Consider the following 10,664-nt stretch of genomic DNA (forward strand, 5'->3'; position numbering starts at 1 on the left):
TAGGGAGATGGCGGTTTTGGGCTGGAAAATCAAGGGTGAAGATGGAAGCGCGATATCTCCCCTCCCGCAAGCGGCAGGGGAGAGGGCAATGCTACTTCACCGCGCCCGATCGCAGCAGCCTGGGCACCAGGAACACCGCCGCAACCAGAGGCCATTTGCGTTGCCAGGGCTGGATCTCGATCTGTGTGCCTGCGTGCCGATTGATCTTCCAGGCGAGGTAATCGATCCCGCCGGCAAAGGTGAAGCTTGCCTTGGCGAGCCGCGCCACCGTCATCTTCTTGCCCTTGCGCCTGAGCGCCGCCCAGCGGCTTTCGGCCTCGGGACGCGGCATCGCGGCAATGTCGGGATGTTCGCGCGCGATCGCCGCGCCGACCCTGGCATAATGATCGGGCGCGAAATCGACGACCTTGTCCGGGCGATCACCGCGCTCGGCGCGCAGTTCAGCGCCATAGGTGCGGGTGAAGCCGGTACGCCACGCGGCCAGCAGATCGCCGGGCGCGGGATCGGTCACCGGCGCGGCATGGCGCAGCAGCGTCACCGGCGCATCGCACAGGGCGGCCAGCGCGGCATCGCGCGCGGCATCATCCGCGCTCCACACCAGCCGCACCGGCTGCGCGAACCGCGCCCAGACCGAGACATCGCCGGCCTGCATCGAGCACGCGCGCGCCAGATCGGCTTCGGACAGCACCGCGTATTTCGCCGCGAGATTGTCGTGCGCGGCGGGGAAGACATTGGGAGGGATCAGCGCATTGGCGCTTGCCATCCACCCGGCCTTGCCAGCCTGGCGATAGGCCTCGGCATAATCCGACACGATCACGTAGAAATCGAGCATGAGCCCGTCGAGCTGTGCTTCGCGCAGGCACGATCCGTAGAAGATCACCGCGCGCGCCGCACGGCCGAACGGGCGGACGAGCTCGGCAGCAAAGGCGCTGACGCGTGGGTCGACCGGCTGCAGCGCCTCGGCGGCGATCAGGGATTTCAGAGAGTCCACGCTAACGTCCACATTCTTTCGTCACCCCCGCGCACGCGGGGGTCCCGCTTCCTTGCAGGCGTCGCGTCTATAGCGGGATTCCCGCGTTCGCGGGAATGGCGAAAAAGGCGATCAAGCCGCCAGCCGCAGGAACGGCACCGGATCGGTCGAGCGCAGAATGATCGGCTTGCCCGCGCTGGCCTCGAAGATCTCACCATCGAGCACGACGCGGCTGCGGCTGCGGTCGCTGTCGATGCGGATCATGTCCTCGCGCGCCAGATGCACGCCGCGTCCGCGCCGGGTGCCGAAGCGGCCCATCAGCGTGTCGATCAGCATCGTCGTCAGGCCCGCGCGGTTGTGTTCCACCGCGATGAACTTCAGCTGCCCGGTGGGCGAGCTGCCTGCCTCCGCGCGGCTGCCGAGCAGCAGTTTCTCCAGCGTCGTCACCATCACCACGATGAAGCTGCCGTTGAGCTCGCCCTTCTGGAAGTACGAGATTCGCAGCGCCGAGCGGGTGATCGGCAGGAACTTGGCGGTGAGGCCGAACAGCATGGTCAGCAGCCCGGCGACGGCCGCGATGAAATGGCTGACCGAATTGGGCAGGCCCAGGGGATAGATCTTCTGGCGGCAGTACAGGATGATCTCGGCAAGGCCGGCACCGCCCATGAACATGCCCAGCACCGGACGGCCATCCTCGCCATCGGTCAGCGCGATCAGCTGGCGCACCACGATATGGCTTTCGAGGTCGTTGCCCGCGATGTTGACGATGCGGTCGAGCGTCGGGATCGGCTTGCCGCTGGCGCCCAGATCGAGCGCGATCAGGTTGGTCTTGCCGTTGGGCAGCACCGCCACCGGGGGCGGGTTCTTGCCGAAATGGCCGCCATGATAGAGCTCGGTCAGCGTCGCCTGCACCGTGCCATCGCCGCCGTTGATCACCAGCACCTTGGGCTTGACCAGAGCGATCGCGCGCAGCGCGTCGGCGATCTGGTGAACCTCTTCCACCTCATAATGGAAAATGTCGGGATTGTGCGCGCAATAATCACGCACCGCCGGCAGCAACGCCTTGTTGCCGGTGGAGCGTGGATTGGAAATGAGCGCTACGAGGGTCATCTAGGTCTATCCTATCGGCTTGATCGTCATGCCCTGGCGATAGTTCAAAACCACCTGGATGCGCGTTACGCCGGGACCGACCCGGATAGCGGTCTTGCTTGCGGAGGGCTTGAGGCTGAGCAGCGAGAGCGAGGGGTTGTTCGAAAACCCGCCGCCATCGTTCCAGCCCGATTTGCCGCTGCCATCGACATCGTGGCGCACGGCGATGCCATAAGCGCCGGTATCAGGCACCGGCACGCAGAAGTTCATCTTGCCGCCACGGGGCGAGACCGGCGCATCGATCCGGTTGATCCACGCGCCCTTTTCGAGCCAGGCGCCCTTGGTCGCGGGATAAGCCTGGACGCGCACGCGGCCCGTCGCGGCCTTGAACCCGCTCACCTCGACATGCACCGCAGGACCGGACGCACCGGCGCCGCATTTGCGCATGTCGTTGGAGATTTCCTGCCGCTGCGCGCTGGCCACGGGCACGGACACTGCAAAGGCAAGGGTGCCTGCAGCCGCGATGGCCAGTGATTTTGCCGCAATTTTGAACATGACGTAATCAATCCCAGAAGCTATAGCCGGACCGCTCCGGATGGCGCGGTTTGGCTGATGAGCCCCCTTTACCCGTCTGCTTATGGGAAGCGTTTGCGGCCAAATCATGGTGACAGGGCGACAATAAGTTGAAATTGATAACCGCCACAGACGCTTATATCGCCCGTCTCGTCTTCTTCCCGCTCGTCGGCACGCTGGTCATAGCGGCCATGCTGCTGGTGCTGGACAAGATGCTGCGCCTGTTCGATTTCGTCGCGGCCGAAGGCGGCCCGGTAAGCGTGGTGTGGCGGATGCTTGCCAACCTGATCCCCGAATATCTCTCGCTCGGCATCCCCATCGGCCTGCTGCTGGGCATCCTGCTTGCCTTCCGCAAGCTGGCGATGTCGTCGGAGCTCGACGTGTTCCGCGCGGTGGGCCTCAGCTACACCCGGCTGCTGCGCGTGCCCTACATGTTTGCGGTCGCGCTGATGCTCGTCAACCTGGCGCTGGTCGGCTATATCCAGCCCAAGGCGCGCTATGCGTATGAAGAGCTGGGATTCGAACTGCGCTCGGGCGCGCTGGGCGCATCGATCAAGGTCGGCGAGTTCACCCAGCTGGGCGACCGGATGACGATGCGGATCGAGCAGAGCCGCGATGGCGGACGCGAACTGTTCGGCATCTTCGTGCGCGCCGAAGCCAAATCGGGCACCTCGCTTTCGGTCAGTGCCGAGCAGGGCAAGTTCCTCGCCACCGACGACCCCAATGTCATCATTCTGCGGCTCACCCGCGGCACCCTGATCCACAATGCGCCGGGCTATGAAACCCCGCGGGTGCTGACCTTCTCCAACCACGACCTGCCGATCGATCTGCCCAAGATCGAATCCTTCCGCAGGCGCGGTGGCGGCAAGGACCGCGAATACACCATCCCCGAGCTGGTCCGGATCGGCGCCGATGCGCGCATTCCCGAGCAGCAGCGCAACCAGACCCGCGCCAATTTCCACTTCCGCATGGTCGAGGTGGTGATGATGATGCTGATGCCGCTATTGGCTCTGGCGCTCGCGATCCCGCCCAAAAGATCGACCTCGGCGCTGGGCGTCTTCCTGTCGATCGTGATGATCGTGACCTATCACAAGATCAACGAATATGGCGAAGATGTGGGCGCGCTGGGGCTGGTCGATCCGATCATCGCCCTGTGGCTACCCTTCTCGCTGTTTGCCGCGCTGATCGGCTGGATGTACTATCAGGTTGCCTTCGTGCCCGGCGGTCAGCCGATCGGTACGCTGGAGAAGCTGTTTGCCAAATCGGGCACGGCGATCCGCGGGCTGTTCAGCTTCGGCCGCAAGCGGTCCTTCCAGGAATAGGGCCATGCAGATGGAATTCTTCCCCTCGCGCACCGTCGCCATCTACATGGCGCGCAAGTTCCTCACCAGCATCCTGGCGGTGGCAGCATTGCTGTTCCTGGTGCTGCAGTCGCTCGACCTGCTGGGCGAAAGCGGCAAGATCCTTGCCTATCCCGGCAACGGCCAGGCGCAGCTTCTGACCTATATCAGTCTGCGCGCGCCGCAGATCATCGATCTGGTGCTGCCGTTCTCGGTGCTGCTGGCGACGATCATCACGCTGGCAACGCTCAACCAAAACAGCGAGGTCGTCGCGATGAAGGCCTCGGGGCTCTCGGCACACCAGGTGCTGGCGCCGCTGCTGATCGCGGCGCTGGGCGTGTCGGCGATCACCTTCGTGTTTTCCGAACGCATTCTCAGCCGCGCGACCGCAACGCTAAGCGCCTGGGAGCAGGCCGAGTTCGGCCCGATCCCGCGCGATTCCAACGTGAAGGCCAATGTCTGGGTGCGCGATGGCGACAGCATTATCCAGGCCGATACGGTCGAGGGCACCGGCCCCGCCACCCGGCTGACCGGCATTTCGGTCTATGTCCGCGACAAGGAAGGCGGGCTTGCGCGCATCGTCACCGCGACCGAGGGGGTTTACACCGGCAGCGGCTGGAAGCTGACCGCGGCCAGCCAGTTCGATGTCACCACCGGCCAGAAGCAGGCGCTGGGCAACATCACCACCGCAGGCGGGGTGCGCCCCGACCAGTTCACGCTGAGCAAGGTCAACCCCGAAGGCATGTCGTTCCTGCAATTGTGGTCTGCGATTGCTGAGCTCAAGGAGGCAGGCCGCCCGACCGCCTCGCTCGAATCCAACCTGTGGCACAAGCTCTCGGGCCCGCTGTCGGCGCTGCTGATGCCGCTGCTCGGCGCGGTCGCCGCCTTCGGCCTTGCGCGCTCGGGCCAGCTGTTCATCCGCGCGGTGATCGGCATGGCGCTGGGCTTTGCCTATTTCGTCGCGGACAATTTCGCGCTGGCGATGGGCAATCTGGGTGCCTACCCGCCGATCCTTGCCGCATGGTCGCCTTTCCTGCTGTTCCTGATGGTGGGCGAAACCGTGCTGATCCGCACCGAGGAATAGGCCGCAACCGTGGCGGACACGCCCGCCGATCCTGACGCTCCCCCCGGCGGCCCTGCCGTCAGCGCCGCCCCTGCCGTCAGCCGCGCCCCTGCCGTCAGCCGCACCGACGTGGCCAGTGGGGCGGCATTGTCAGGCCTGGCGCGAATGGGCGCGGTCATCGAGATCATCACCCAGCCCGCTTTCGTGTGGATGTTCGGGCTTGCAACCTATGGCACCTATATCGTGCTGTGGGCGGCGGTGAACCTGCTGGCGACACTGACGACGCTCTCGCTGGCGCAGGGGCTGCAGCGATCGGTTCCCGCCGCGCCCAGCCGCGAGGCGGAGCATGGCGCAGTGCGCTATGCGCTGCTGGTGACGGTGATCCCGTCCGCGCTGCTCGCGCTCGCGATTTCGCTGGCAGCGCCGTGGATCGCACCCGCCTTTGCCGTCGGCCCGGAGATGCGCGCGGCGCTTCCGCAAATGATCGCATTGTTCATCTGGACGCTGCCTTTGACCGTCGCGCTGGAGATCGCCACCGCCGCTGCGCGCGCCAAGCGCGCCTTCGGTCCCGAGATCCGGCTGCGAATCTTCTGGGAGCAGATCGCGCGGCTGATCGTCGCGGTGGCGCTCTATGCGCTGGGGGTGCGGTTGTTCGGGCTGTTCATCGCGCATATCGCCTCGCTCGCGATCACCGCCTGGCTGTCGGTGCGGCTGCTGGGCCGCTATTATGATCTCGCCCTACTGTGGCGCGCACCGATGCCGCCGGCGCTGCGCCGCGACACGCTCAAGAGCGGGCTCGCGACGATGCCCCCCAACCTTGCGCGGCGCGCGTTCAACGATCTGCCGCCGGTGCTGCTGGGGCTGGCGCTCAGCGGTGCGGGGGGTGCGGTCGCCGCCGGGCTGTTCGGCATCGCGCGCAAGATCGCTTCGGTGCCGCTGATCGTGCGCCAGACGTTCCTTTATGTCCTCGCGCCCTTGAGCGCCGCGCAGAGCGCCGCCGACCCCGCCGAGATCGCGCCCCTGTACCGCTTTGCCAACCGGCTGGCGGCGATCGTCGTGTTGCCGCTGACTGGCGTGATGATCGCGGGCGGCGATGCGCTGCTGCTGCTGTTCTCGCCGCAGGCCGCCGCTGCGCTTCCGGTGCTCATCGTGCTGCTGGTCGGGCGTGCTGGCGAAACGATCCTGGGCGCTGCCACCCCGATCGTCGAGATGACCGGCCACCGCATGCTGCCGCTGGCCAATTCGCTTGCCGGGATCGCCATCGCCGCCTTGGTCGGCTGGCTGACGGTCCCCACACTGGGCGCGACCGGCATGGCGCTGGCGGTGAGCGCAGGCGTGGTCGTGTCGAGCTGGTCGGCAGTGGTGGAATTGTGGTGGAGCAACGGGCTCGGCCCGTTCGACAGCCATTTCGTGCGCGCGCTGGCCTGCGGCGTGGCCGGTCTGGCGGCGCTGTGGCTGATCGGCGTCGCGTTCGGCGGCCTGCACATGGCGCTGCGGGCCGCCTTGCAGTTTGGGCTGTTCTTTCCCTTGGTCTGGCTGGGGCTGAAGCTGGGGCTGGATACCGAGGACAAGGCGGCCCTGGGCAAGGCCGGTCGGACGTTGCGGATTTGACCCGCCAGCACTGATTGCTCCTGCAACCAAAGCCCGCTAGACCCGTGATCACAAGACCGCGCGCCGAAGCGCGGCACTTTGAGGAGCCTTATACCGGTGATCGCCAACACGTCCCTCGACCAGTTTGCGCAGTTCGACAATCTGGTCGCCATGTTCTTTGCCCGCGCCGACGAGCTGGGCGCCAGGCCCTTCTTGTGGGCCAAGCGCGGCGGGGCCTGGGTCTCGATCAGCTGGAGCGAGGCGGCGGGCCAGGTGGCAGAGCTTGCGCATGCGCTGAAAGACATGGGGCTGGCGCGCGGCGACCGGGTGATGCTGGTCAGCGAAAACCGGCCCGAATGGTGCATCGCCGATCTTGCGATCATGGCGGCAGGCTGCATCACGGTGCCGACCTACACCACCAACACCGAGCGCGACCACCAGCACATTCTCGACAATTCGGGCGCGCGCGCGGTGATCGTGTCCAACGCCAAGCTGGCGCGCACGCTGCTGCCCGCGGTGCTGCGCGCGGGCAATGCCTGGCACGTGATCGGCATGGAGCCGATGAAGGTCGGTCAGGCCAGCCGTTTCCGCACGCACAATTGGGCCGATCTGGTGACCGGCGATTCCGCCCGCCAGGCCGATCTGATGGCGCAGGTGCGCGCCGACGCCGCGCAGCTCACCCGCAACGACACCGCCTGCATCATCTACACCAGCGGCACCGGCGGCGCGCCGCGAGGGGTGATGCAGCACCATGGCGCGATCCTGCACAATGTCGCAGGACCCACCCGCGTGATCGCCGAGGATTTCCGCTGGGAGGACGAAGTGTTCCTCTCCTTCCTGCCGCTCAGCCATGCCTATGAACACAGCGCCGGCCAGTTCTTCCCGATCGGGCTGGGCGCGCAGATCTATTATTCCGAAGGGCTGGAAAAGCTCGCCAGCAACATCGAGGAGGTGCGCCCGACGCTGATGGTGGTGGTGCCGCGGCTGTTCGAGGTGCTGCGGGCACGCATCCTCAAGCAGATCCAGAAGCAGGGCAAGGTCGCCAACTTCCTGTTCGAACGCGCGATGACCTTGGGCGAGAAGCAGCTGGCGGGCCGGGCGGGGCTGGTCGACAAGCCGATGGACTTCATTCTGTCGAAAAGCCTGCGCCCCAAAATCCAGGCGCGCTTCGGCGGCAGGGTCAAGGCGATGGTCTCGGGCGGCGCGCCGCTCAACCCCGAGATCGGCGTGTTCTTCCACGCGCTCGGCATCACGCTGCTGCAGGGCTATGGCCAGACCGAGGCGGCGCCGATCATCGCGTGCAACCGCCCGTCGGTGGGGATCAAGATGGATACGGTGGGCCCGCCGCTCGCCGACACCGAGGTGGCAATTGCCGAGGACGGCGAAATCCTGGTGCGCGGCGAACTGGTGATGCACGGCTATTGGCAGAACCCCGAAGAGACCGCGCGCGTACTCAAGGATGGCTGGCTGCACACCGGCGACATCGGCCATATCGACGATGCGGGCCGAATCGCGATCACCGACCGCAAGAAGGACCTGATCGTCAACGACAAGGGCGACAACGTCTCGCCGCAGAAGGTCGAGGGCATGCTGACGCTGCAGCCCGAGATTCACCAGGCGATGGTGATGGGCGACCGCCGCCCCTATCTGGTCGGGCTGGTGGTTCCGGACCCCGAATGGGCGATGGAGTGGGCCACGGCGCAGGGGGTGAAGGTGGATTTTGCCGCGCTGCAGGCCAATCCGGCGTTCAAGTCCGCGGTCCGCGCCGCGCTCGACCGGGTCAATGCCGATCTGTCGGTGATCGAGAAGGTCCGCCAGTTCGCCTTTGCCGATGAGCCGTTCACCATCGAGAATGGCGAGATGACGCCCTCGATGAAGATCCGCCGCCATGTCATCCGCGGGCGCTATCAGGACCGCCTCGACGGGCTGTACAAGGCATGATGCGGTCATCGCGCGAAAGCCCGATTGCGCGAGCGCGGCATCTTTGATAATCGCACCAGCCATGATCACGCCTCCTGAAACCGTCCGCACCAACACCCCCCGCGTCGCCTGCGATGGCGCGAGCGACGTTCGCGGCGGCGCAGCGCTGGGGCACCCGCGCGTCTGGCTGCAGATCGACGAGAAGGGCTATGTCGAATGCGGCTATTGCGACCGCCGTTTCGTACTGATCGGCGGCCCCGCGGACGTGCAGGAAGCCGCCTGAGCCACGCGCCCACGCGAATTTCCTTGCTATCGGGCAGGGTTATCGCCATATGGCCAACCAAGCAGCGCGCCTAGGCACGGGAATCCTTCCCAAAGCCCCTTACGAACCGGCAGCGTGAACGTCGATCTGCAGTGATCCCTCCGGGATCAGACACAGGTCCGAATGGCCGGGTCATGAAACCCCGCTGCTTGATCCATCGAACATCCCAATTCACGCGGGGCGTTTTCCTGAAGTTCCTGAGACCCCCAGGCGCTTCTGAACCCCGCAATGCGCGCGCCGCCCATTTGGGAGCGGCCAGCGCCTTGCTCTGTATAGAGTACACTTATGTCTTATTTTCATGAACTTGGCCTTGCCGATCCGATCCTCCGCGCGCTCGATTCCAAGGGTTACGATACCCCGACGCCGATCCAGAAGGACGCCATCCCCGCATTGTTGCAGGGCCGCGACCTGCTCGGTATCGCGCAGACCGGCACCGGCAAGACCGCAGCCTTCTCGCTGCCCTCGCTGCATCACCTCGCCAAGGAATCCAAGGGCCGCACCCACAAGGGCGTGCGCATGCTGGTCCTCTCGCCGACCCGCGAACTGGCCGCGCAGATCGCCGAGAACATCCGCGAATATGCGCGCTTCCTGAACCTTTCGGTCAACTGCATCTTCGGCGGCGTGCCGATCTTCCAGCAGAAGAAGAAGCTGGCTCCCGGCACCGACGTTCTCGTCGCAACGCCGGGCCGCCTGCTCGACCTGATCGAGCAGCGCGCGGTGACGCTCGAGAATGTCGAGATCTTCGTGCTCGACGAAGCCGACCAGATGATGGACCTCGGCTTCATCGTGCCGCTGAAGCGCATCGCATCGATGCTGCCCAAGAACCGCCAGAGCCTGTTCTTCTCCGCGACCATGCCCAAGGCGATTGCCGAGCTGGGTGCGCGGTTCCTGAACAACCCGGTCCGCGTCGAAGTCGCCCCGCAGGCGACGACGGCCGAGCGCGTCGAACAGTATGTCACCTTCGTCAGCCAGAGCGAGAAGCAGGCGCTTCTCACACTCAAGCTGCAGGAAATCCGCCCCGAGCGCACGCTCGTCTTCACCCGCACCAAGCATGGCGCGGACAAGGTGGTGCGCGCGCTGGCAGGAGCGGGCATCCGTTCCGCCGCGATCCATGGCAACAAGAGCCAGGGCCAGCGGACCGCCGCATTGAAGGCGTTCAAGGACAACGAAATCAAGGTCCTGATCGCGACCGACATCGCGGCACGCGGCATCGACATCACCGGTGTCAGCCATGTGTTCAACTATGATCTGCCCAACGTGGCCGAGCAGTACGTCCACCGTATCGGTCGTACCGCGCGCAACGGCGCCGACGGCATCGCGATTGCTTTCGTCAGCGGTGACGAGCGCGGCCTGCTCAAGGACATCGAGCGCCTCACCAAGGTGAAGCCGGTTCCGATGCCGCTGCCCAAGGGCTTCAGCGAAGCCGCAGCGCAGCTTCCGCCTCCGGTCAAGGCGCCCGTGAATTCGGGCGGCGGCGGTCGCGGTGGCGAACGTGGCAGCGGCGATCGCTCTGGCCCCGGTGGCCGCAACTACGGCCCCAAGCGTGACGGCGCACGTCGTCGCTCGGGCGGCGGTGGTCGTCCCGGTGGCGGTGGTGGCCGCTCGGGTGGCGGCGGCGGCGGCGGTGCCCGCGTCGGCGGCGTCGGCGCGCACAAGGACAGCGTCAAGCGGATCGGCTGATCGAATTTAGAACCCTTCAAATCCTCCCCCAGCTTGCTGGGGGAGGGGGACCGCCAGCGGAGCTGGTGGTGGAGGGGCAGCGGGATCGTACATTTCGGGCGGGGAGCGCACACTCGC

9 protein-coding genes are annotated in these 10,664 nt (G+C 65.9%); 6 read left to right on the forward strand and 3 right to left on the reverse strand.

The features are described from left to right. Window positions 1-91 precede the first annotated feature (91 nt). The 3 genes from IP68_RS18395 to IP68_RS18405 form a co-directional block, all read right to left on the reverse strand. A complete protein-coding gene (locus IP68_RS18395; protein ID WP_054136478.1) occupies window positions 92-991 on the reverse strand; it encodes a hypothetical protein in 900 nt (299 codons plus the stop codon). A 111-nt stretch (window positions 992-1,102) separates the two neighbouring features. Next, window positions 1,103-2,080 carry a diacylglycerol kinase family protein gene (locus IP68_RS18400; protein WP_054136479.1) on the reverse strand — a complete coding sequence of 326 codons (978 nt, stop codon included), beginning with the start codon at window positions 2,078-2,080 and terminating at the stop codon, window positions 1,103-1,105. A gap of 6 nt (window positions 2,081-2,086) precedes the next feature. Then, a complete protein-coding gene (locus IP68_RS18405; protein ID WP_054136480.1) occupies window positions 2,087-2,614 on the reverse strand; it encodes a DUF2141 domain-containing protein in 528 nt (175 codons plus the stop codon). Window positions 2,615-2,748: 134 nt separating this feature from the next. Here IP68_RS18405 and lptF point away from each other — a divergent pair, with 134 nt between their 5' ends. The 6 genes from lptF (at window position 2,749) to IP68_RS18435 (ending at window position 10,547) form a co-directional block, all read left to right on the forward strand. Beyond that, window positions 2,749-3,954, forward strand: a complete 1,206-nt coding sequence (gene lptF, locus IP68_RS18410) for an LPS export ABC transporter permease LptF (RefSeq protein WP_054136492.1) — start codon at window positions 2,749-2,751, stop codon at window positions 3,952-3,954. A 4-nt stretch (window positions 3,955-3,958) separates the two neighbouring features. Further along, complete coding sequence (gene lptG, locus IP68_RS18415) at window positions 3,959-5,056, forward strand: LPS export ABC transporter permease LptG (protein WP_054136481.1); 1,098 nt, start codon at window positions 3,959-3,961, stop codon at window positions 5,054-5,056. Between the two features lie 9 nt (window positions 5,057-5,065). Next, on the forward strand, window positions 5,066-6,646 hold the full coding sequence (locus tag IP68_RS18420) for a lipopolysaccharide biosynthesis protein (protein WP_156318269.1): 1,581 nt from the start codon (window positions 5,066-5,068) through the stop codon (window positions 6,644-6,646). A 150-nt stretch (window positions 6,647-6,796) separates the two neighbouring features. Further along, window positions 6,797-8,566: a long-chain fatty acid--CoA ligase gene (locus tag IP68_RS18425; protein ID WP_054136493.1), complete on the forward strand. Its 1,770-nt coding sequence runs from the start codon at window positions 6,797-6,799 to the stop codon at window positions 8,564-8,566. A 61-nt stretch (window positions 8,567-8,627) separates the two neighbouring features. Further along, window positions 8,628-8,828, forward strand: coding sequence for a zinc-finger domain-containing protein (locus IP68_RS18430; protein ID WP_054136483.1), 201 nt, complete (start codon window positions 8,628-8,630; stop codon window positions 8,826-8,828). A gap of 324 nt (window positions 8,829-9,152) precedes the next feature. Beyond that, on the forward strand, window positions 9,153-10,547 hold the full coding sequence (locus IP68_RS18435; protein ID WP_054136484.1) for a DEAD/DEAH box helicase: 1,395 nt from the start codon (window positions 9,153-9,155) through the stop codon (window positions 10,545-10,547). The last annotated feature ends 117 nt before the right edge of the window (window positions 10,548-10,664 follow it).

Origin of the sequence: Blastomonas sp. AAP25 (assembly GCF_001295965.1) — a bacterium.
GTDB lineage: Bacteria > Pseudomonadota > Alphaproteobacteria > Sphingomonadales > Sphingomonadaceae > Blastomonas > Blastomonas fulva.

Coding starts and splice junctions, on each gene's coding strand:
- IP68_RS18405 (WP_054136480.1), bottom strand. CDS start 2,614: ATGTTCAAAATTGCGGCAAAATCACTGGCCATCGCGGCTGCAGGCACC.
- IP68_RS18430 (WP_054136483.1), top strand. CDS start 8,628: ATGATCACGCCTCCTGAAACCGTCCGCACCAACACCCCCCGCGTCGCC.
- IP68_RS18400 (WP_054136479.1), bottom strand. CDS start 2,080: ATGACCCTCGTAGCGCTCATTTCCAATCCACGCTCCACCGGCAACAAG.
- lptG (WP_054136481.1), top strand. CDS start 3,959: ATGCAGATGGAATTCTTCCCCTCGCGCACCGTCGCCATCTACATGGCG.
- IP68_RS18435 (WP_054136484.1), top strand. CDS start 9,153: ATGTCTTATTTTCATGAACTTGGCCTTGCCGATCCGATCCTCCGCGCG.
- IP68_RS18425 (WP_054136493.1), top strand. CDS start 6,797: ATGTTCTTTGCCCGCGCCGACGAGCTGGGCGCCAGGCCCTTCTTGTGG.